An 18,931-nucleotide genomic window follows, 5' to 3' on the forward strand; every position below is an offset into this window, starting at 1 on the left:
GAGCCTCGCTCCGGAGAAGGATCAGACCGGCGGGGCGACGAACACGCCGTGATCGGGGTCGTTGAAGGACTCCTTGGTGACCAGTTCATTCATGGGGTTGGCGGTGCCCCACTGGTCGGTGACCTCGGGCCGGGAGAAGTCGTAGACGTGAGGGTGCCAGGTGTCCTCGTCCAGTTCCTCCAACTCCGTCGTGTACTCGACGGTGTTGCCGTGCGGGTCGAGGAAGTAGGTGAAGGTGTTGTCGCCCGCCATGTGCCGGCCCGGGCCCCAGATCTTCTGGAAGCCGGCCCGCATCACCCGGCCGGAGCCGCGCATGTACTCGTCGATACCGCGCATCTCGAAGGAGACGTGGTGCAGGGAGGTGTGCGGACCCTTGGCGATGGCCATGGAGTGGTGCTGGTTGCTGATACGCATGAAGTGCATCACGTCGCCGATGTGGGGATGGCCGAGTGTGTCGGAGAGGCGGAAGCCGAGGTGCTGCTCGTACCAGGCGCGCGTCCTGTCCAGGTCCGGCGAGTTGAGGACGACGTGCGACAGCTTGACCGGGATCGACTCCTTCTCCTCGATCCTGCGGTGCTGCCGGACCGCCACGTCGGCCGAGACCTCGACCGTGCGGCCGTCCACGTCGAAGAAGCGGAAGCCGTAACCACCGCCCGGGGTGTCCACCTTGCCCGGCTGCGAAATCAACTGGACGCCACCGGCGAGGAGTTGCTCGGCCAGCGTGTCCACGTCGGCCGCTGAGGCGGCGCCGTAGGAAACCAGGTCGAGACGCTTCTCGTCGGCCTTGCGCAGCCGTACGACGTACTGCTCGGGAGAGCCTTCCGCGGCCAGGAAGGAGATGCCGGAGTCCTCGGCCACCTGGGTCAGACCCCAGACACCGGCGTAGAAGTCGAGCTGCTTGTCGTAGTCGGGCACGGCGAGGTCGACGTGCCGGAGGTGGGTGAGCAGACGGTTGTTCATGGAGGTCTCCTCAGACGAGGTTGAGCAGGGCGGCGGCGTTCGCGCCGCGGACGGAGTGGAAGTCGTGGTCGCTCAGATCCGCCGCGCGCAGTGCGGCCAGCGGGTCTTCCGTGCCCATGTCGAAGGGGAAGTCGGAGCCGAGCAGGACCCGGTCGGCGCCCGCGGCTCGGACCAACTCCCTCAGTACGTAAGGGTCGTGTACGAGCGAGTCGTAGTAGAGCTGCCGCAGATAGCTGCTCGGCTCCCGTGCGCAGCCGTGCGTGTCGGGGCGGGCCCGCCAGGCGTGGTCGGAGCGGCCGATGTGGGTGGGGAGGTATCCGCCGCCGTGCGCCGCGATCAGCCTCAGGCCCGGATGGCGGTCCAGGACACCGGAGAAGATCAGATGGGAGAGGGCGACGGCGTTCTCGGTGGGCTGGCCGACGGTGTTGGACAGATACCACTGGTCCAGGCGCTCGTCGAGCGTGCACCCGAAGGGGTGCAGAAAGAGGATGGCTCCCGTCTCCTCGGCCCGCGACCAGAGGGGTTCGTACGCCGTATCCGACAGTTCGCGGCCGGGTGCGTGCGAGGAGATCTCCACCCCTTTCAGTCCCTGTTCCAGTGCGTGGTCGAGCAACTCGACCGCGAGGCTCGGGTGTTGGAGCGGTACCAGGCCCAGACCGTGCAGCCGGTCGGGTGCCTTCGCGCAGTGCGCGGCCGTGCCCTCGTTGGCCAACCGGCAGACCGTTGAAGCCAGTTGGGGCTCGGCCCAGAAGTGGTAGTGCGACGGGGACGGGCTGACCAGCTGGATGTCCACGCCCTGCGCGTCCATGGCCGCGAGGCGCACGGCGGCGTCTGTCAGCTTCGGTACGCGCGTGCCGACCATCGGGCCGTTCACGGCCAGGGCGGCCGGGCCGTTGCGTCGGGCGTCGAGGGTGCGGGCCTCGGCGAGGCCGGGACGACCGGCGACGGTCTCCTCGACCTCCGGGAGCAGGAGGTGGGCGTGCACGTCGATCGTCGGTGCGGAGGATGCGGTGGCGGTCACGGGCGCTCCTCGAGGGGGGTCAGGGTGCGGCCGATCAGCCCGGGCATGTCGGCATCACGCACGCCGTCCAGCTGCCACTGGCCGATCTGCACGGATGCCTCGACGACGGTGCGCACCCGAGGAATACGGCGGTCGTAGTACGCCTGGAACAGCTCGTCGCCCCAGTCCTGTCCACTGCCGAGCAGCTCGGCGAGGACGAGGGCGTCCTCCAACGACATGGCCGCGCCCTGGGCCATGGTGGGCGGGCAGCAGTGGGCGGCGTCGCCGATCAGCACCACCCGGCCCCGGTGCCAGGAGCCCTCGACCAGCAGGCGCTCGAACCAGGTGTAGTTGACCTTCTTCGGGTCGGTGATGTGCGCGGTGATCTCGGGCCAGGCACCGCCGTAGCCCTGTGCCAGGCGGCGCATCTCGTCGGCGTACGCGGCCGGATCGACGGCGGCGCGGTCGCGGCACGCCTCGACGAGGTAGGCGTAGATGGTGTTCTCGCTGGTGGGGCAGTAGCCGGCGATGTAGGCGGGGCCCCCGTAGGCGAGGTCGGTGCGGGTCACGCTCGCGGGCCGTGGGGTGGCGATGCGCCAGATGGCCATGCCGGTCGGTTCGGGTTTGTCGGTGACACCGATCGCGGTGCGAGTGGTCGAGTTCACGCCGTCGGCGGCGATCACGAGGGCGTAGCGGCCGGTCGTGCCGTCGCTGAGGCGTACGGAGACGCCGTCGGCGTCCTGGCCGAGGATCTCGGCGGTGGTTCCCAGGCGAATGCCGGCGCCGGAGGCGCGGACCGCCTCGATGAGGATCTGCTGGAGTTGGGGGCGCTGCATGCCGAGGGTGGCGGGCAGGTCCTTCCCGCCGGTCTGGATGTCCTCGGCCACGAACAGGACGGTGCCGTCGGGGGCGGTCACGCCCAGCGAGCCGAAGGCGTACCCGGACGCTTCCACCTGTTCCCACACGCCGAGTTCGCGCAGGACGCGCAGGGCGTTGCCCTGGAGGGTGATGCCCGAGCCGGTGGTGGCGTTCCAGTCGGGCCTGGCCTCGATCAGGTCCACGTCGATGCCGGCGCGGCGCAGCAGGATGGTGATGGCGTTTCCTGACGCGCCCCCGCCGATGACCAGGACGGTGGGCGCCTTTCCAGCCGGAGGCCGGGGGAGGGTGGGGCTGTCAGCCATGTCGGGGGATACCTCCCGGGTTGGGCCGCGCGGCTTCGGGCGGCGGGATTGCGGCTCGCCCGCAGGAGAGTGCGGGCCAGGAGTGGGGACGGGGGTGCGGGCCGGATACGCCGCTTGCTGGGGAAGGGCGCATCCGGCGGCTGAACGGGTCACCTGACGGCGATGCGGAATGGGTTACTTGACGGCGATGGGGTTCACGGGGGAGCCGACCGCTCCGGTGATGGGGAGAGGAGCGGCGGTCAGCCAGAACTCGTAGAGACCGTCGGAGGCGCAGTCGGCGGCGAGCGCGTCGAGATCCCACATCTCGCCGATCAGCAGGCCGATGTTGGGGATGGCGACCTGGTGCAGCGGCTGGAAGGCGTGGTCGAACTCGTTGGGCCGTACCTCGAAGCCCCAGGTGTCGGTGGCGATCGCGGCGATCTCGGTGGAGTGCAGCCAGCCGGCGGTGGTGAACGACAGCCCGGGTGCGGGTCCGCCCGCGTACTCGCCCCAGCCTTCCCGACGGGCGCGGGCGAGCCGTCCGGTGCGGACGAGCACGATGTCACCGCGGCCGACACTCACGCCGTGGGCTTCGGTGGTCGCGGTCAGATGTTCCTCCGTGATCGCGAACCCGTCGGTCAACTCGCCGTCGACGCCGATGACTTGGCCCACGTCCAGGAGGACCCCGCGCCCGGCGACGTAGGGCGCCATGTGCTCGATCCCGGTGACGAGGTCGCCGTCGGAGGTGACGACCTTCTCGGCCGCCCGGCCGTTCCACGCCTTGCCGTGGTCGAAGATGTGCCCGAGCCCGTCCCACTGTGTGGAGCACTGCAACGGCATCGTGATCACGTCGTCGGCGCCGCCGATGCCGTGCGGGAAGCCCTGGTTGCCTAGGGCGGCGTCGGTGCCGGTGTCGAGCATGGTGTGCACCGGGTTGGTGCGCCGGCGCCAGCCCTTCTGTGGGCCGTCCATGTCGAAGGACTGCGAGAGCGAGAAGCTCACGCCCCGGCGGACCAGTGCGGCCCCCTCTCGGCGCTTGGCCCCGTCGAGGAAGTTGAGGGTGCCGAGCACGTCGTCATCGCCCCAACGCCCCCAGTTCGAGTACGACTTGGCGGCCTCGGCGATAGCGCTCTCCGGGTCGTGGCGGTCCGGGCTCACGCCGGCACCTCCGCCACACAACGGGTGCGCTGCACGCCCAGGCCGGTGATGGACCCCTCCATGACGTCGCCGTCGCGCAGCAGCCGACCCCAGTGGATGCCATTGCCTGCCGGGCTGCCGGTCAACACCAGGTCCCCCGGGAGGAGTTGAGCGCTCTGGGAGACGTACGACACCAGTCGCGCCACGCCGAACAGCATGTCCTTGGTGGACTCGTCCTGCATGGTCTCGCCGTTCAGCCTGAGAGTGACCCGCAGGTCACCGGGGTCCGCGACCGACCCGGCCGGGACGAGCCATGGGCCCAGCGGGGTGAAACCGGGAGCGTTCTTGCTGCGCAGCCAGTCGGTGCCGATGGCCTTCATGTCCCGGCGGAAGACGGTGGCGCGGTCGGTGAGGTCGTTGGCGATCGTGTACCCCGCGACGTGGTCGAGGGCTTCCTCCACGGACACCCGGTGGGCGGGCTTGGCGATGACGGCTGCCAACTCCAGTTCCCAGTCTGGCTGTTGGGCCCAGGAGGGCAGGACGACATCGTCGTACGGGCCTGTGACGGCGCTCGGCAGGCCGATGAAGACGTACGGGAGGTCCTCGGCGGCCCGGTGGTCCATGACCGCGGCGATCTCCGCGCGCGCCTCCTCGACCGTGCGTGGGTCGTCGGGGGAGCGATGGGCGACCTCCAGGTCGATCACGTGCTGCCGGTAGTTGGCGCCGGACTGGAAGATCTGGCGGGGCTCGATCGGGGCGTGTACCCGCAGTTCCACCAGGGGCCGCCAGTCGAGGGTGTCGTCGTCCGCGAAGGAGTGCAGGGCGGGGAGGGCTTCCTCCCACCGTTCCACCACGTCGCGCAGGCTGGACGGTGCCCAGTCCAGGGTGCTGCTCAGGTCAAGTACGCGTTCCTTCGCCAGGAGGCCGGGAAACGGGTCACGGTCCTGGGCGGAGAACGTGCCGAGCGCGAACGGGCCGGCAGGTTGCGTGAGCGTTGCCATCAGATTTCCTCCTGCTGGGTTGCGGTCTACTGTGGCCTCGATCGACCAATCACGGAAATAGATCCTGTGGATGTGGCACATCCATGACGTGGATGGTTCCTGCTCGAAAAGGTCTCGCATTGGTGGTGCCTGGTGAACCTGTCCCGACTCGACCTCAACCTGGTCCTCGCGCTGCGTGCGCTGCTGGAGGAGCGCAACGTCACCCGGGCCGGCGAGCGCGTCGGGCTCAGCCAGCCCGCGATGAGCGCCGCGCTGTCCCGGCTGCGCCGCCACTTCGACGACGAACTGCTCGCCCGCACCGGCAACGCCTACGAACTGACACCGCTCGGAGTGGCCCTGAGGGAGCGCAGTGCCACCGCCTGCGACCTGCTGGAGCGGGTCTTCGCCAGCCAGGCCGACTTCGATCCGGCCGCCGAGAGCCGCGAGTTCACCCTGCTCGCCTCCGACTACGGCGCCGCAGTGTTCGGCTCCGCGCTCGCCCGCGCCCTGCACCGGGAAGCGCCCGGCATCCGGCTCGCGTTCCAGCACTCGACGCCCGCCGCGGTGGAGAACACGGCCACGGTGCTGAGCACAGTCGACGGTCTGCTGCTGCCGCACGGCATCATCGACGGCTTCCCGGCCGTCGACCTCCACCAGGACCGCTGGCTGTGCATGGTCGCCGACGACCACCCCGATGTCGGCGACGGACTTACCCTCGACCAGCTCGCCCGCCTGCCCTGGGCCGTCTACCAGCGCCCCTACGACGCCCCGGCCGCCCGCCAGCTCAGCATGATCGGCATCAGCCCCCGGGTGGAGGTCTCGGTGCAGACCTTCCAGTTGCTGCCCCACATGGTCGAGGGCACCCGCAGGGTCGCGATGATCCAGGAGCGTCTCGCCCGCCGGGCGGTCAACTCGGCCGCGGTACGGGTCCTGCCCTGTCCCTTCGAAGCGGTGCCCGTGCAGGAAGCGATGTGGTGGCACCCGGTTCACGCCCAGGACGCCGCCCACATCTGGCTCCGCCGGAAGGCCGGGGAGGTCGGGGCGACGCTCATGGAGCGGTAGCCGAGCGGCGCCGTAAGGGGTGTCGAGCCCCGTCGATGTCCGGCCCCGCCGGGTGGGCGTCCACGAACAAGAAGCACCCGCCCATTCGCAACCCGTTGGGGACGCGGCTGCGGCCTGCTCGTGGCTGGTCGCGCGGTTCCCCGCGCCCCTGCGACGGTTGCTCTGCCGTATCTGTATGAGGTCAGGCCAGTTGCTCCGGCAGAGGTCGGGGATCGACCGTGCCCGCCCGGCGCCGGGACGCCCACAGCCCTGCCGCGACGAGGACGGCGAACAGCCCCAGCACACCGACCGCACCTGCGAGGCTGCCGACCGCCGACTCCCCGGCGAGCAGCACGAGCGGGCAGACGAACTCGCCGCCGAAGAAGGCCGTCATCCACAAACCCGTGCCGCGGCCCCGGTCCTCGAACGCCAGCCGGGACATGGCACTGGTCAGGAGGGCGGGCAGCAGCATGCCGGTGCCCACGCAGTTGACGACGGCCCCGAGGACCAGCAGCGGGGCGTTCCCCGCCAGGAACATCATCCCGAAGCCGGCCGCGCAGACCGCGAGAACGGCGGGCAGCATCGGGTCGGGAGAGCGCTTGAGGCGGGCGAAGGTGACCGCACCGCCCACGGTGGCGGCACTCGCGAGCGCGGTGGCCAGGCCGATCACGCCGGAGTTCTCCACTCCCAGGTCGTCGAGCAGATACGACATCTCGACCGGGACGGTGTAGAAGACCATCGCTCCGAAGAAGGTGAGGGCGCAGATACCCGCCAACTGCCGCCAGGGGAAGCCATGTTGGAGTGCGACTCCGGCGGAGGTCTTCTCCGCGGCCGTGTGGGGCGGCGGGTTGGTCAGGACGGTGGCCATCAGCGGGGCGAGCGCCAGGCTCACGGCGTAGACCCAGAAGGGCACACGCCAGCCCGCGGATCCGGCGGCTCCGCCCAGCACGAAGAAGACGGTGGCCGACGCGGAGGCGCACGTGGTCTGCAGGGCGAGGTACTTCACCCGCCGGTGACCCGAGTAGTAGTCGCCAATCAGTGTCGTGCAGCACGTCATGATCGCGGCCTCGGTGACACCGACGAGGGCGCGACTGGCGATGATCGCCCCCAGCGAGTCCAGCCAGAGCGGCGCGGTGCCGAACACCGCGTACAGCAGGGTCGCCACGATCAACAGCCGCTTGCGGCCCAACCGGTCCACGATCACGCCGGCGAACGGGGCCAATACAGCCAGTGCCAGAGCCGGAACGGTCAGCGCGAGCGGCACCAACGCCTTGGCTCCCGGCACGGACGCGAAGTGGTCCTGCATCTTCGGCAGCACCGGGGCGATGAGCACCGCCCCCAGGATCGGCAGGCAGCTGCCCGCCATCAGCAGGGTCACACGCAGCAGATGAGCCGGGCCCGAGACGGGGACGGAGGACGCAGGGGCATCGCCGACCGCGGTGGGAGACGGGGGCGGAACGGAACCGGGCATGGCGACTCCAGGGACGGTGTACGGGAGCGGGCATGCCTGAAACGGGCGCCGACGACGCACGGCATGCCGGGGACGGCCGCACACCGGCCGACTGGTCCGGACAGCAGCGTGCGGGTAGGGACGACTATGGGTCGTCGGGCCCCCGGTCGCCATCCTCTCCGCGATCCGAATCCGCTATCCCGCTCATCCACACCATGGATGAGCTGTCCGTACACCCCGGGTGTCACCAGGGCATGCCGCAGAGCGGTTCCACCCTCGTTCCCGTGGTGGAACCGCTCCGGGTCCGGTCTGAGCAGGGGTCAGAACGCTCCGGGCGTACGGCCGAGAGTTCCGTCGGGGTCGCCGGGGTCGGCGCCCTTGACCTGACCGAAGTAGAGCTCGACCTGGGAGCGGAAGCGCTCGACGGCGGCGCGGTCGCTCATGAACTTCGCGAAGGCGTCGGGGTCGGTGTTCTTGTACGAGGCCAGGGGCTTGAGGCCGGCCGGCGGGGCGACGTCCTTGCGGACGGACCAGGTCCAGGTGGCGATCGCGTTCTTCTGTACGGCCTGGGAGTCGAGCCAGCTGAGGAAGAGCTTGGCGCCGGCCTTGTGGGGTGCGTTCTTGAAGACGGCGCCGCGCTGGGCCCAGGAGTTGAAGCGCTCGGAGTCGGAGAAGACCTGGGTGCCGTTGGGGCGGGTGTCCCCGCCGACGGCGACGGAGGCGAGGTAGTCGCCGCTCGCCACTCCGGCGGCCGATCCCGGGACGCCACGGATCAACTTGGGGTTCTGCTTGACCAGTTGGGCCAGGTAGTTCCATCCGTACTTGTCGACGATCTGCTTGTAGCCGAAGAGCACGGCGTCGTCGTCGTTGGGGTAGGTCAGGATCAGCTTGTTCTCGAAGGCGGGCTTGAGCAGGTCGGTGGCCTTGAAGTCGCCTTCCCTCGTGGGGAGTTGCTTGGTGTTGACGAGGTAGGAGAAGGCGCCGTAGAAGACGCCGGTGTAGTAGCCGTCCCTGTCCTTGGCGTTGGGGAAGACCTTGTCCCATCCGACCGGCTTGTACTTGAGCAGGTCGCCCTGCTTCTTCCAGCGGTCGAAGTCCTGGGTGGTCTGGAGGATCGCGGCGTCGGCGACGAGGTGGCCGGTGGCGAGCTGGTTGTCGATGCGGGCGTCGTGGTACTTGCTCAGGTCGGTGACCAGGTGCAGTCGGACGTCCGGGAACTGCTGGTGGAACGCGGCGGCCAGGCTGTCCCACTGGCCGGGGGCGTCACCGCCGATGTAGACGGTGACCTTGCCGCCCTCGACCCTGGCCGCCTTGTGGAGCGTCTGGAGCTGGTCCTGCTCGCTCGCGGTGGAGGGCCGGTGCGTGGGGGTGTCGGCCATGGCGGTCGTGGTGACGGCGGTGAGGGCCAGGGCGGTGGCGATGGCCGCGCCGATCAGCTTGTTCCTGTGCTGCATGGCGTTGTGCTGCCTTTCCTTTGCAGGCAATCGTTTGATGTTTCAAACGTTGCGATGTGCAGCACGCTACGTCGGTTAGTTTGAAGGTTCAAACAGTGATCGGTAGGATGTGACCATGCCCACTACGCCACGCTGGCTGGACGCCGAGGAGCGGCGAGCCTGGCTCGCCTATGTCGAGTTCTCCACTCACCTGTCCGACCACCTGAACCGCCAGCTGCGGCGCGACGCGGGGCTGACGCACGCCGACTACACCCTGCTCGCCCACCTCTCCTCGCTCCCGGACCAGGCTCTGACCATGTCGGAGCTGGCCGAGCGACTGAGGATCACCCGCAGCCGGCTCACTCATGCAGTGACCCGCCTCCAGCAGGCCGGCTACGTGGACCGCCGCGACGACCCCGCGAACCGGCGCAACCAGCTCGCCGTGCTCACCGAGGGAGGGCGGCAGCTCCTGGAACGGGTGGCACCCGGCCATGTCGAGGCCGTACGACATGCGATCTTCGACGCGTTGACGCCGGATCAGGTCCGCCAGTTCGCGGACATCGGCGAGGCGATCAACGCCGCACTGCAACATGTGGACGCGGCCCGGGACGATGAAGAGGCGCTGCCCTGGCGTCGCCGGTAGGGGCGGACCACGATACGGGCGAGCAGCCGGACGGGCAGTCATGGGGGTCGCCCATGCCGGGAACTGTCGATGTGATCGGGAGCGTCCGCCGGTCTACGCCACAGCCCCTGTCAGGTCTGTTCCGGAGCTGATCGCTGAGGTCATGACGCTTCACGGAGCTTCCGCATGTTCCGTGTGCTGGGTCCTGTACATCACTGGGTGCGCCAGGACTCCAGCCGTTGGGCGATCGTGCGCAGGTCGGCTTCCTGCGCTCGGACGGCCTGGGCGAGTTCGTGCAGGTCGTCGTCCTTGGCCCGGAGGGGCTGGTCGGAGACGTGCATGTACTGGCTGGCGCAGGCCCAGCCGATGACCAGGTTGTAGTCGGTGAAGGGCCGCAGCAGCAGTGCGGTGTGCAGGAAGGTCGCGGCCCGGGATGCGGGCTCCTCGTAGTAGAGGACACCGCGTTCCCGCTCGAAGGTGTGCCGGTCGGCCATGAACCCCAGGGCGCCCCAGTCCGCGATGGGCACGTTCAGCGGGGAGATCGCCGACTGGATCTGCAGGACCCAGCCGACATCGACGCGGATGATCGGGCTCACCGCTGGCCTTCGGGGAACCGGGCCACGACGCCGGGCAGCACCCGGGCAGCTTCCTCGACAGCCCCCTCCACGAAGGCGAGCCGGTCGGCCTCCTGGACCGTCACATCATGCACGTGCTGCTTCAGACTCCGGCCCGTCAAAGCTGCCCGCTCGCGCAGCCGCGCCATCTCGTCCTCGGTGAATTCCACATTGAGTGCAGGCATGAATCCAAGGTACCGCGCTCGGTACCCCACGTGGTACCGAACTCTGCAATGCCGGAGGCGGGGGAGAGGCAGAACCCAAGTCGCCCAAGCTCTTCAGTGAGGCCGTCACCTGCTGCGGCGTGTGCTGAAACAGACGGCTTCCGTCGGCCCGGTAGGAGAGGGCCGACTGGTTGGTCCGGAGGAATCCGTCGTTCCCGCGAGGCGAGGCGTTGCACGAGGCGTGGCAGTGCGGAACCTGCCCGGGGCCGCTGTCGATGTCGCTGCACCACAAGCTCTGCCATGTGCTCGGCGGGCGTTCGACCTTCCCCACGCCGAGACCCACACGGTGGTGCTGCCGTACGCGGCCATGTACGACGCCGCCGCTGCTCGGGAGGTCACGGCGCGAGCGGCGTGCGCACTGGGCGGCGCCGATGGCGGCGTCGGTTCACCTGCCAGGAAGCGTTCGCCGGCGGCTGCCGGATCGGTCATCGCGCGCAGGTGCAGATCCGCGACGTCGCGCACGTCGACGAAGCCCATCCCGAAGGGTGGGCACGCGGACACCTGCCCCTTGAGCATTCTGCGGACCAGACGCAGGTACGGCGGGTCGTCCGGGCCGACCGGGGCGGGCCCTGGAACCGGCGGCACGGCCCGGCCCGGACGCCCCACCGCCTCACCGCCGCTGCCGGAGGGCCTGCCGGTCGGTGTGATCGAGGTGGCGGACGAAGCGCCGGGCCTCGAACCGGTGGACGCCGAGCTCGTCCTCGAGTGCTTCTACCGCGCCGACCCCGCCCGCTCCCGCATGCCCGGCGGCAGCGGCCTCGGCCTGGCCATCGCCGCGACCATCGCCGAGGGCCACGGCGGCCGCCTCGAACTCGACACGGCCCCCGGCCGCGGCTGCTTCTTCCGCCTGGTCCTGCCCGCGGCCGGCCCGGGGCAGGAACCCTATTGACCTCGCGCGTAAGGGTGTTGGCGAACCGGCCGATCACCGACCAGGACACCTACCGCGAGGGCTAGGAGGAGTCGGTTGCATGCGACGCGGGTGCCGCCCGGTAGCCGTCCTGGTCGTCGCCAGTGATCATCATGTCGGGGTCGAACATGACGATGGTGCTGGCGCACAGCAGAACGGCGAGCGGGCCGACGAGCACGCCAAGGTGCCACGGGCCCAGCCCGGTCAACGGGCGCGCTTTAGCTCACCGCCTGCTTCACGAGTACGCCGATCCGCGCCTCCACCTCGGCCGTAACCTCGGTCAGGGCGAAACCGGCCGCCCACATCGTTCCCTCATCCAGCTTCGCCTGGTCGCTGAACCCGAGCGTCGCGTAGCGTGCCTTGAACTTCTCCGCGCTCTGGAAGAAGCACACGACCTTGCCGTCCAGCGCGTAGGCGGGCATCCCGTACCAGAGCTTCGGCGCGAGGGCTGGGGCGCTGGCTGTGATGACGGCATGGACCCGCTCAGCCATGATCCGGTCCGAGTCCTGCATCTCGGCGATCTTCACGAGCACGTCCCGCTCCGCCTCCGCCGCCTTGTCCGCGCGCGAGCTGCGGCGGGCTGCAGTCTTCAGCTCTTGGGCGTGGTCCTTCATCGCGGCCCGCTCCTCGGCCGTGAATCCCTCGTGCGTGCTGCTTTCGGTGCTGCTCATGGCAGATCTCCCCTTGAGGGTCTGATGTGCTGGATCTTGGGCGCGTGGGCGGCGACGTGCCGCCACTCCGACATCGGCACGCGACGTGCCGATCGAGTCTGAATACTGCGCGCAGCCCTCGACGTTGTCAACGGCACGCCATGTGCCGTTAGGATGGCGGCATGATCGACCCGCCCGCCACGCCGAGGCGCCGAGGCGCCGCGCGCACCGAAGAGCTGCTGCAGGTAACCCTGGACCTGGCTGCGGAGGTCGGATATGCGGGCCTGAGCATGGAGGCGGTCGGCCGAAGGGCTGGAGTCGGAAAACACACGATCTACCGACGCTGGCCGTCCATGGCGGCGCTGCTTCTCGACGCGCTCAGTCGCGTGTGGACCAGCGACTTGGACTACCGTGACACCGGGGACGTCCGTGCGGATTTGCGCGAACAGTTCCTGCGTTCGGGCTTTGCCCTCTCGAGCCCGCCGATCGGCCCCGTCTACCGTGCAGTCATCGCCGAGGCGCAGGCCGATCCGATGCTGCGGGCGACCCTGCACGAACGATTTCTGGTCACCGTCGAGCAGAGCACCCTCGACCGAATCACCCGCGCACAGCGCACCGGTGAACTGACCGCGGAAGCGAATCTGGAATTCGCCGCCGAGGTGCTGTGCGGCACGCTGTACTACCGCAGCTTGCTGTCAACCCGCCCCATCGACGAGGACGCGGTCGACGCACTGTTGGACATGTTCATGGCCGCCTACGGAACCAGCAATTAGGACTCGACCGCACAAGTCGGACCTACTCTCCCGATCCGAGGAACGTGCAGGTCACAACCGCACAACAGGGCGAAGGTTGTCTGATACGGCAGTAGTTGGTGCCGGGGGCGCCGTCCACCGCCATGCCCAGGAGGTAGACGATGGGACCGGCGGCCGGGATCAGGGCGATGAGCATTCCCCGCCCCGACTTACCGGTGTCGTGCAACCAGCGGACGGAGACGCTCGGCATCGGCACGAGGAACGGCAGCAGGAAGGCGCTGAGAAACGGAGCCTCGATCGCGAAACTGACCCCGCCGACCACGGCGGCGGCTCCCATGTACAGCGCCGAGAACCACCAGAACTGGAACCTGAGAGATGGGGGCAGATCTCCAAGTCGCCCGGCCTGGAGTCCGTGCCGACGACGTCGTAGGTGCAGCGCATTGCGGCGGCCTCGTGCGGTGTGCAGTTCCACAACGGCCCGTGGTTACCACGAAAGTGTCGAGGTTGCTGGCGTCCAACTGAGGTCCATCCGGCCCGGCCCGGCCCGGTGTTCCGCACGCCCTCGGTGATGCTCACTGTCTCGCCGACCTTCCCCAAGATCGGAACCAGCACGCCGCTCGGCCTGAAGTCCGTCGCCTGCAGCTCCGGGTTCCTCCCTCCACGGCCTGGCGTGCCGGCGTCCTTCCATGGCCTTCGGCGTTGCTGTCCGGTGGACGAGGCGGAGAAAGCTGGTGCGGCAGGGCAGTCGTTTGCGTGTCCGTACCCGTCTTTACGGGGGAACGAGGGAGGGCGCATTGAACGCCGACGAGGAACGCCAGTTCCACGAGTTCGTGGCGGCGCGGTCGAGATCGCTGCTGCAGACGGCCTACCTGCTGACCGGGGACTGGGAACAGGGCCGGGACCTGCTCCAGACCGCGCTTGCCTCCACGGCCCGACGCTGGTCCAAGCTTCGTGACCGGGAACAGCCAGAGATCTATGTGCGCCGCGCGCTCTACCACGCCCAGGTGGATCGCTTCCGGCTGCTCAACTGGGGGTGGGAGACGGTCACGGACTCCGTGCCGGACCAGCCGTCCGCACAGGGCGCCAACGGGGCCGACGCCGTCGTCCAGCGGCAGGACATCATGACCGCGCTGCGGCGGCTGCCCAGGCGTCAGCGTGCGGTGATCGTGCTGCGCTACTTCGAGGACCGGCCCGACAGCGAGATCGCCGCGATCCTGGGCGTCGCTCAGGGAACGGTCCGCAGTCAGACCCGCAAGGCCCTCGTCATGCTCCGCACCACCCTGGCCGAGGCAGGGCCGTCCGCCTCCTCCAATGCCTCCGGAAGGGGCGTGACCGCATGAACGACTCGACCGAGGAGCTGCTGCACGAAACGTTGCTGCACCACACCTTGCACACCCATGTCCGGGAGTGCGACGGTGACGCCGGCGCCCATCTCGTCGGCCTGGCCGACGGCGCGTTGCGGGTCGCCCGGCGGCGGCAGCGGCTAGCGCGCGCCGGTGTCGGGGTTGCCCTCGCCGCAGCGGTTGCCACCGCCTGGGTGGCTGTCGCGGGCGACGACCCGCTGCGCGCCCACGCGGTGCAGCCCGCCGAAGGACGAGGCGCCACAAAGGCGTCCACGATTTCTCTCCTGCCGGTCACCTCGGCGACAGAGCGGGCCTGCACACCGGCCGGCGGCGGCTATACCGTGCACCGCACCGAGACCCACCCGGCGATGTGCATTCACGCCGACTCGGCCGGCGGCATGAGCGACGTCCGCGTCTCCGCGGCGACGGCCGAGAAGGGCACCGTCGACGGCAGCTGGCAGGTGGAGGTGACCCTCACGGCCGCCGACCGGACCCGTTTCGCCACGCTGACCGGCTCCCTCGCGTCGGCCCCGGCCCCGCGCAACCAGTTCGCCATCGTCGTGGACGGCAGACTCTGGGGCGCCCCCATCGCGGCCCACTCGATCACCGTGGGCCGTGTCGAGATCGTCGGCGCTTACGACGGAGACCTCACCAGCGCCATGGCCCACGACCTCGCCCAGCGACTTGACCCCGGCAGGTGAGTGGCCAACTCCTCCTGTGGGAAAGGCAGTTCAGGGAAGGCATCCGTCATGTGGGGCGCCCTTCCGGGTCGCGGAGACCGAAGTCGTTGAAGGCTTGGATGCGCCCGACGCGGTGCCGTGCTGGTGTTCGGCGCATGATGTCGAGCAGTTCTCGTGGTGTCTGCCCCGACAGGGCTCGGAAGTCTCGGTTCATGTGGGACTGGTCGTGGTATCCCGCCAGGCCGGCGAGCGAGTTCAGGTCGGTCGATGCCACGGCCAGGGCGCTGCGGAACCTGATGATGCGAGCGAGTGTTTGAGCAGTCAGCCCGATGTGGTCGCGCAGCAGTCCTTGTCCGTGGCGTTGTCCGAGGCCGATGGCCAGGGTCCGCTCGCGCAAGGACACTGCGCCGCCACGATCACACAGCAGTCTCCATGCCTGGGCGGCGGCAGGTGAATTGGGCGTTTCGCTGCAAAGTCGCCGGGTGAGCAGGGTGTCGAGAATTCGCCAGCGGCCGGGCCACCGCGATGCGGCGGCCAGCTGTTCGGTGGCGTTCGAAGCCCAGCCCGCTCCCCTGATCTGGGCAGGGTCGATCACCGTCTTCGCGAGGTGGTGTGGCGGGAGGTTCAGGAGCCGGTACGTGCCGAGCGGCGCGAGTTCGATCTCAACCTCGACCAGCCGTTGTGACATCCGGCGGAAGCCGGCTTGTCGTCCGCGACCTTGTTGGACTCGCTGTCGACAGCGCGGCCCAGCCGCCGACGAGGGCTCGCAGAGCCCCACGCCTCGCCCGACGAAGGACATGGAGGCACTCCCGGGGGCGTCAGGCACGCTTCGTCAGCCGTACGTCCTCGACGCCGAGCAGACCGAGCAGCGGCACCTTGCCGACGCGCTGGTCCCGGTCCACCTCCAGGCCGGACGTACGGACGAGGTCGAGCAGCAACTCGGCCAGCGGCATCACCATGTGCCGCCCCCAGCAGCGCTCGGAGGAGTGGCCGAAGGGCAGATAGCCGGGGGCGGTGTCCGGATCGAGGTCGTTCCAGCGTTCCGGGCGGAAGCATTCCGGGGCGTCCCAGAGCGCGGGATCACGGTGGAGGAGCAGGGGCAGCACCAGAACGTCGTCGCCCTCGCCTATCCGGTCGTCGATGGCCGGGTACTCGGGAGATGCGTTGCGCAGAATGTTCCAGGAGGGCGGGAGCAGCCGCAGGGACTCCTGGATGATGTTCCGGTTCGGCATGCCGTCCTCGAAGGGATGGCCGAGCCATAGGGCGTTCGCCACCAATGTGGAGACCGTGAAGCAGACCGGGGCGGCGGCGCGCCGGTAGATCCCCATCGCGTAGCGGCGGTTCTGGTAACCGACCGTCTCGGCCGCGCGGGCGGCCAGCCCTGTGAGGCGGGGCGTGGGGCGGGGCCAGCCCGGCAACGCGGCTCCGACGGAGATGACGGACCAGGTGAGTTTCGGGGTGAGTTCGAGGTTGCGGCTCATCAATATCCGCAGCCGGTACGGATCGCCGCCGAGGATCAGGTCGCGCAGGAAGAGGTGTCCGGTCAGCGGCCAGGAACCCGACAGGTCCACGTCCTCGGGCAGCGGCCCGGTGAGCGCGGCACGGACGTCACGGCCGATGGTTTGCGTGACTGCCGAAGCCTCGGTCTTGGTGATGGAGCGTCCGTGCAGCGGTTTGAACGTGGGTCGCTCGGTTTCCGTGGCGCGACGTGCGGCCAGAATGCGCTCGGCGACCTCGGGGCCGGCCACCCCGACGGTGTCCGGCTCCAGGCGGAACACGTCCTGACCGGGATGGTCTCGCAGCAGGGCGGCCAGACGCGGGGCGAACTCGGTGGCGCGCGCTCTCGGCACGGACGACAGGGACATGGGCGCTCCGGGGCTGTCGGCGGTGGGAAGACATCGTTGTCCCGCGTCCCACAAAGCCGCCAGGACGCGGGACAACGATGTCAGGAGGTGTCCGGCCGGGACGATTAGATCAGGCTCAGTACCAGAGGTACCAGGCGCTCGCCTTCAGGCTCTTGCGAGCGGCGACCTTGTTGCGGACGGCGAAGAGAAGCTTCATCACAGGACCTCTTTTCGATGCGCGAAGAAATCTCAGGAACGGCGGAACCCTTCCCCGCCACCGCCGTGACTAATCCGCGTCGCTGTCAACTCCTGCCCCGTTAGTGTCAGTTGACAGGTCCTCAGTGAGGCGAGGTGGCGAACCGACAGCACCGCCTGGCCGCCGTCGGCTGCGTGCGGGCGTTCGCCGCCCTACCCTCTGTTGAGCCAAGGACCTGCTACGAGCGCAGGTGCGAGCTTCGGATCAGCCCCGAAGGCCGGCAACACGGCCGTGGTGTGCACAGTGAAGCGCTGCCCACTTCGCAGGGAGCGGTCACCCTCGACATCGATCGAGTGCGTCAGCAGTGTCATGTTGCTGAAGACCTCATCGGGATCGGAGTCGGCGGCAAGCAATCCGGCCAGGGCCGCTGCATCCTCCTGCTCGACCGCCCGACGCGCGGGTGTCCAGTAGTCGGCACTGGCCGGTGATGGATCCGGTCGGCTTCAGGCCGCCGTTGAGGTTGCCGGCCGGGTCGATGACGGCGGCCGGATAGCACGAGTCCGTGTCGTAGTCGTAGTCGTAGACGGGCCCGAAGTACTTCTGGAACGTGGCGGCGCTCTCGGGAAGGTTCTGCAACACGCCCGCGGAGGCGCTGCCCGACAGGGGAACTTCCTTGCGGGAAGGGGTGTTCCCTGCGGTCTCCGGGGCCCGCCGGTCGGCGTGGCGGGATCACGGGCGGACCCCGGAGGCTGAAGGTGTGTCACGCGGCGGTGCAGGCGCTCCCGTTCAGTTTGAAGTCGGAGGGCTTCGCGAAGGTTCCGTCAGCGGTGCCCTGGAACCCGAAGGTCACCTGTCCACCGGCCGTGACCTCGCCGTTGTAGGCCATGTTGCTCGCTGTGACAGTTCCTGACGACGAAGGCAGGTTCGCGTTCCAGGCATTGGTGATCTGCTGCCCCGAGGGAAGGGTGAACATGAGATTCCAGCCGCTGAGGGGGGAGGAGCCGGTGTTGGTGATGGTGACGTCGGCGGTGAAGCCGCCCTGCCAGACACTGGTCGCGTATCCCACCTTGCAGGCTGTCGAGCCGCCGGAGTTGCCCGAGCCGCCGGAGGAGCCCGTGTTGACGGCGGAGGAGAACGAGGTCACGGCGAGACCGGTGCCGTTCTGCCAGGGCTCGAACCCGGCCTGAACGCTCGTCAGATACCAGTTGTTCTGCGCGAGTCCGCGCGACACGGCCTGCCGGGCGAAGTCCATGACGTCGAAGGACCAGCTGGCGAGCGCCGAGGGTGCGACGAACGACAGCACGTCGTTCGAGCCGTTGTTCCCGGACCACACCTGCCAGTCGCGCCCGCCCACGGTGGTGTTGCCGACCGGGGAGCCGATGGGCTGGACGGATCCGACCTTGTTGAACCAGATCATGATCTCGGTCCTGTTGACTCCGTCGGTGCGGGGCGTGGGGTCGAGCCAGATGTCGTACGCGGCGTCGTACACCGCGTCGTTCACGTAGCTGTAGGAGATGCTCGACGGCGCGGTGGAGACGGTGCTGAGCTGGGCGGGAAGGTTGGTGCCCGGGGAGCAGTTGGTGTAGTGGCAGCCGTTGTAGACGGACGGGTACGACTTCGGAGCGCCGTTCGTGGGGACGGATCCGTCGGCCTGGGTGATCCTGAACCCCGAGTCGGTCGCGGTGATGCACTGGGTGGCGCTGGTGCCCCAGCGGTTGTTCTGGACCACGTAGCGGCCCTGGATGGTCGTCGTGCCGAAGGGCTGGCAGATCGTGGTGTCGGCCTGTGCCACCGACGCTGTGGTCAGAAGTGCGGCGAGCGAGACGAGCGAGGTGAGCAGCGCGCCGAGCAGTCCACGCGCGCTGCGGGCATGGTGCGGTGAAGGACGCATGCGGATCCTCTTCAGAGGGATGGGGGGTGGTGGGGTGGTGCTCCTCC

21 protein-coding genes and 5 pseudogenes are annotated in these 18,931 nt (G+C 69.1%); 7 read left to right on the top strand and 19 right to left on the bottom strand.

Annotated elements, in window-relative coordinates:
• Positions 1-21 precede the first annotated feature (21 nt).
• The 5 genes from AB0I51_RS37140 to AB0I51_RS37160 form a co-directional block, all read right to left on the bottom strand.
• Complete coding sequence (locus AB0I51_RS37140; RefSeq protein ID WP_362982797.1) at positions 22-960, bottom strand: VOC family protein; 939 nt, start codon at positions 958-960, stop codon at positions 22-24.
• 10 nt (positions 961-970) lie between these two features.
• The gene (locus AB0I51_RS37145; RefSeq protein WP_362982798.1) at positions 971-1,981 is read right to left on the bottom strand and encodes an amidohydrolase family protein; all 1,011 of its coding nucleotides are present in this window, start codon (positions 1,979-1,981) and stop codon (positions 971-973) included.
• Entirely contained in the window at positions 1,978-3,141 is a 1,164-nt protein-coding gene (locus AB0I51_RS37150) for an FAD-dependent oxidoreductase (RefSeq protein WP_362982799.1), read from the bottom strand. The genes AB0I51_RS37145 and AB0I51_RS37150 overlap by 4 nt, the downstream gene beginning before the upstream one ends.
• A 174-nt stretch (positions 3,142-3,315) precedes the next feature.
• A complete protein-coding gene (locus AB0I51_RS37155) occupies positions 3,316-4,278 on the bottom strand; it encodes a cyclase family protein (protein ID WP_362982800.1) in 963 nt (320 codons plus the stop codon).
• Positions 4,275-5,258 carry a fumarylacetoacetate hydrolase family protein gene (locus AB0I51_RS37160; protein ID WP_362982801.1) on the bottom strand — a complete coding sequence of 328 codons (984 nt, stop codon included), beginning with the start codon at positions 5,256-5,258 and terminating at the stop codon, positions 4,275-4,277. The genes AB0I51_RS37155 and AB0I51_RS37160 overlap by 4 nt, the downstream gene beginning before the upstream one ends.
• A 132-nt stretch (positions 5,259-5,390) precedes the next feature.
• On the opposite strand from AB0I51_RS37160, the gene AB0I51_RS37165 reads away from it, so the two are divergent.
• Positions 5,391-6,299 carry a LysR family transcriptional regulator gene (locus AB0I51_RS37165; RefSeq protein WP_362982802.1) on the top strand — a complete coding sequence of 303 codons (909 nt, stop codon included), beginning with the start codon at positions 5,391-5,393 and terminating at the stop codon, positions 6,297-6,299.
• A gap of 181 nt (positions 6,300-6,480) precedes the next feature.
• Here AB0I51_RS37165 and AB0I51_RS37170 read toward each other — a convergent pair whose 3' ends face one another.
• Positions 6,481-7,749: an MFS transporter gene (locus tag AB0I51_RS37170; protein WP_362982803.1), complete on the bottom strand. Its 1,269-nt coding sequence runs from the start codon at positions 7,747-7,749 to the stop codon at positions 6,481-6,483.
• 299 nt (positions 7,750-8,048) lie between these two features.
• Entirely contained in the window at positions 8,049-9,182 is a 1,134-nt protein-coding gene (locus AB0I51_RS37175; RefSeq protein ID WP_362982804.1) for an ABC transporter substrate-binding protein, read from the bottom strand.
• A gap of 115 nt (positions 9,183-9,297) precedes the next feature.
• Here AB0I51_RS37175 and AB0I51_RS37180 point away from each other — a divergent pair, with 115 nt between their 5' ends.
• Positions 9,298-9,804 (top strand): MarR family transcriptional regulator, encoded by a 507-nt coding sequence (locus AB0I51_RS37180; RefSeq protein WP_362982805.1) that lies wholly within the window; start codon positions 9,298-9,300, stop codon positions 9,802-9,804.
• Between the two features lie 191 nt (positions 9,805-9,995).
• Here the strand turns inward: AB0I51_RS37180 and AB0I51_RS37185 are convergent, their stop codons facing one another.
• Together AB0I51_RS37185 and AB0I51_RS37190 are read right to left on the bottom strand one after the other, a co-directional pair.
• Positions 9,996-10,379, bottom strand: coding sequence for a hypothetical protein (locus tag AB0I51_RS37185; protein ID WP_362982806.1), 384 nt, complete (start codon positions 10,377-10,379; stop codon positions 9,996-9,998).
• On the bottom strand, positions 10,376-10,582 hold the full coding sequence (locus tag AB0I51_RS37190) for a hypothetical protein (protein ID WP_043665140.1): 207 nt from the start codon (positions 10,580-10,582) through the stop codon (positions 10,376-10,378). The genes AB0I51_RS37185 and AB0I51_RS37190 overlap by 4 nt, the downstream gene beginning before the upstream one ends.
• A 197-nt stretch (positions 10,583-10,779) precedes the next feature.
• On the opposite strand from AB0I51_RS37190, the pseudogene AB0I51_RS37195 reads away from it, so the two are divergent.
• A pseudogene (locus tag AB0I51_RS37195) lies at positions 10,780-10,949 on the top strand (iron-containing alcohol dehydrogenase); the annotation flags it as partial.
• A gap of 62 nt (positions 10,950-11,011) precedes the next feature.
• Here AB0I51_RS37195 and AB0I51_RS37200 read toward each other — a convergent pair.
• A pseudogene (locus AB0I51_RS37200) lies at positions 11,012-11,179 on the bottom strand (aldehyde reductase); the annotation flags it as partial.
• A 7-nt stretch (positions 11,180-11,186) separates the two neighbouring features.
• Here AB0I51_RS37200 and AB0I51_RS37205 point away from each other — a divergent pair.
• Positions 11,187-11,510, top strand: a pseudogene (locus AB0I51_RS37205) (sensor histidine kinase); the annotation flags it as partial.
• A 61-nt stretch (positions 11,511-11,571) separates the two neighbouring features.
• On the opposite strand, the gene AB0I51_RS37210 reads toward AB0I51_RS37205, so the two are convergent.
• Positions 11,572-11,736, bottom strand: coding sequence for a hypothetical protein (locus tag AB0I51_RS37210; RefSeq protein WP_362982807.1), 165 nt, complete (start codon positions 11,734-11,736; stop codon positions 11,572-11,574).
• A gap of 10 nt (positions 11,737-11,746) precedes the next feature.
• Entirely contained in the window at positions 11,747-12,199 is a 453-nt protein-coding gene (locus tag AB0I51_RS37215) for a DUF1801 domain-containing protein (protein ID WP_362982808.1), read from the bottom strand.
• Between the two features lie 161 nt (positions 12,200-12,360).
• Here AB0I51_RS37215 and AB0I51_RS37220 point away from each other — a divergent pair, with 161 nt between their 5' ends.
• Entirely contained in the window at positions 12,361-12,951 is a 591-nt protein-coding gene (locus tag AB0I51_RS37220) for a TetR/AcrR family transcriptional regulator (RefSeq protein WP_362982809.1), read from the top strand.
• Positions 12,952-12,973: 22 nt separating this feature from the next.
• Here the strand turns inward: AB0I51_RS37220 and AB0I51_RS37225 are convergent, their stop codons facing one another.
• On the bottom strand, positions 12,974-13,402 hold the full coding sequence (locus AB0I51_RS37225) for a DUF805 domain-containing protein (RefSeq protein ID WP_362982810.1): 429 nt from the start codon (positions 13,400-13,402) through the stop codon (positions 12,974-12,976).
• A 322-nt stretch (positions 13,403-13,724) separates the two neighbouring features.
• Here AB0I51_RS37225 and AB0I51_RS37230 point away from each other — a divergent pair, with 322 nt between their 5' ends.
• The gene (locus tag AB0I51_RS37230; protein ID WP_362982811.1) at positions 13,725-14,270 is read left to right on the top strand and encodes a SigE family RNA polymerase sigma factor; all 546 of its coding nucleotides are present in this window, start codon (positions 13,725-13,727) and stop codon (positions 14,268-14,270) included.
• The gene (locus AB0I51_RS37235; protein WP_362982812.1) at positions 14,267-14,974 is read left to right on the top strand and encodes a hypothetical protein; all 708 of its coding nucleotides are present in this window, start codon (positions 14,267-14,269) and stop codon (positions 14,972-14,974) included. Before AB0I51_RS37230 ends, AB0I51_RS37235 begins: the two co-directional genes overlap by 4 nt.
• A 46-nt stretch (positions 14,975-15,020) precedes the next feature.
• Here AB0I51_RS37235 and AB0I51_RS37240 read toward each other — a convergent pair whose 3' ends face one another.
• The 6 genes and pseudogenes from AB0I51_RS37240 to AB0I51_RS37265 form a co-directional block, all read right to left on the bottom strand.
• Positions 15,021-15,641, bottom strand: a complete 621-nt coding sequence (locus AB0I51_RS37240; RefSeq protein ID WP_362982813.1) for a helix-turn-helix domain-containing protein — start codon at positions 15,639-15,641, stop codon at positions 15,021-15,023.
• A gap of 130 nt (positions 15,642-15,771) precedes the next feature.
• Complete coding sequence (locus tag AB0I51_RS37245) at positions 15,772-16,818, bottom strand: cytochrome P450 (RefSeq protein WP_362982814.1); 1,047 nt, start codon at positions 16,816-16,818, stop codon at positions 15,772-15,774.
• Positions 16,819-16,933: 115 nt separating this feature from the next.
• Positions 16,934-17,014: a tryptorubin family RiPP precursor gene (locus AB0I51_RS37250; protein WP_362982842.1), complete on the bottom strand. Its 81-nt coding sequence runs from the start codon at positions 17,012-17,014 to the stop codon at positions 16,934-16,936.
• 230 nt (positions 17,015-17,244) lie between these two features.
• A pseudogene (locus tag AB0I51_RS37255) lies at positions 17,245-17,415 on the bottom strand (ankyrin repeat domain-containing protein); the annotation flags it as partial.
• Positions 17,416-17,464: 49 nt separating this feature from the next.
• A pseudogene (locus tag AB0I51_RS37260) lies at positions 17,465-17,656 on the bottom strand (NPP1 family protein); the annotation flags it as partial.
• A gap of 97 nt (positions 17,657-17,753) precedes the next feature.
• On the bottom strand, positions 17,754-18,884 hold the full coding sequence (locus tag AB0I51_RS37265) for a cellulose binding domain-containing protein (protein ID WP_362982815.1): 1,131 nt from the start codon (positions 18,882-18,884) through the stop codon (positions 17,754-17,756).
• Positions 18,885-18,931: the final 47 nt, after the last annotated feature.

It is taken from the genome of Streptomyces sp. NPDC050549 (assembly GCF_040655035.1).
Lineage (GTDB): Bacteria > Actinomycetota > Actinomycetes > Streptomycetales > Streptomycetaceae > Streptomyces.

Bases quoted from the DNA above. Each gene is read 5' to 3' on its own strand.
- AB0I51_RS37140 (WP_362982797.1), bottom strand. From the start codon at position 960: ATGAACAACCGTCTGCTCACCCACCTCCGGCACGTCGACCTCGCCGTG.
- AB0I51_RS37150 (WP_362982799.1), bottom strand. From the start codon at position 3,141: ATGGCTGACAGCCCCACCCTCCCCCGGCCTCCGGCTGGAAAGGCGCCC.
- AB0I51_RS37160 (WP_362982801.1), bottom strand. From the start codon at position 5,258: ATGGCAACGCTCACGCAACCTGCCGGCCCGTTCGCGCTCGGCACGTTC.
- AB0I51_RS37170 (WP_362982803.1), bottom strand. From the start codon at position 7,749: ATGCCCGGTTCCGTTCCGCCCCCGTCTCCCACCGCGGTCGGCGATGCC.
- AB0I51_RS37175 (WP_362982804.1), bottom strand. From the start codon at position 9,182: ATGCAGCACAGGAACAAGCTGATCGGCGCGGCCATCGCCACCGCCCTG.
- AB0I51_RS37180 (WP_362982805.1), top strand. From the start codon at position 9,298: ATGCCCACTACGCCACGCTGGCTGGACGCCGAGGAGCGGCGAGCCTGG.
- AB0I51_RS37190 (WP_043665140.1), bottom strand. From the start codon at position 10,582: ATGCCTGCACTCAATGTGGAATTCACCGAGGACGAGATGGCGCGGCTG.
- AB0I51_RS37215 (WP_362982808.1), bottom strand. From the start codon at position 12,199: ATGAGCAGCACCGAAAGCAGCACGCACGAGGGATTCACGGCCGAGGAG.
- AB0I51_RS37220 (WP_362982809.1), top strand. From the start codon at position 12,361: ATGATCGACCCGCCCGCCACGCCGAGGCGCCGAGGCGCCGCGCGCACC.
- AB0I51_RS37235 (WP_362982812.1), top strand. From the start codon at position 14,267: ATGAACGACTCGACCGAGGAGCTGCTGCACGAAACGTTGCTGCACCAC.
- AB0I51_RS37240 (WP_362982813.1), bottom strand. From the start codon at position 15,641: ATGTCACAACGGCTGGTCGAGGTTGAGATCGAACTCGCGCCGCTCGGC.
- AB0I51_RS37245 (WP_362982814.1), bottom strand. From the start codon at position 16,818: ATGTCCCTGTCGTCCGTGCCGAGAGCGCGCGCCACCGAGTTCGCCCCG.
- AB0I51_RS37250 (WP_362982842.1), bottom strand. From the start codon at position 17,014: ATGAAGCTTCTCTTCGCCGTCCGCAACAAGGTCGCCGCTCGCAAGAGC.
- AB0I51_RS37265 (WP_362982815.1), bottom strand. From the start codon at position 18,884: ATGCGTCCTTCACCGCACCATGCCCGCAGCGCGCGTGGACTGCTCGGC.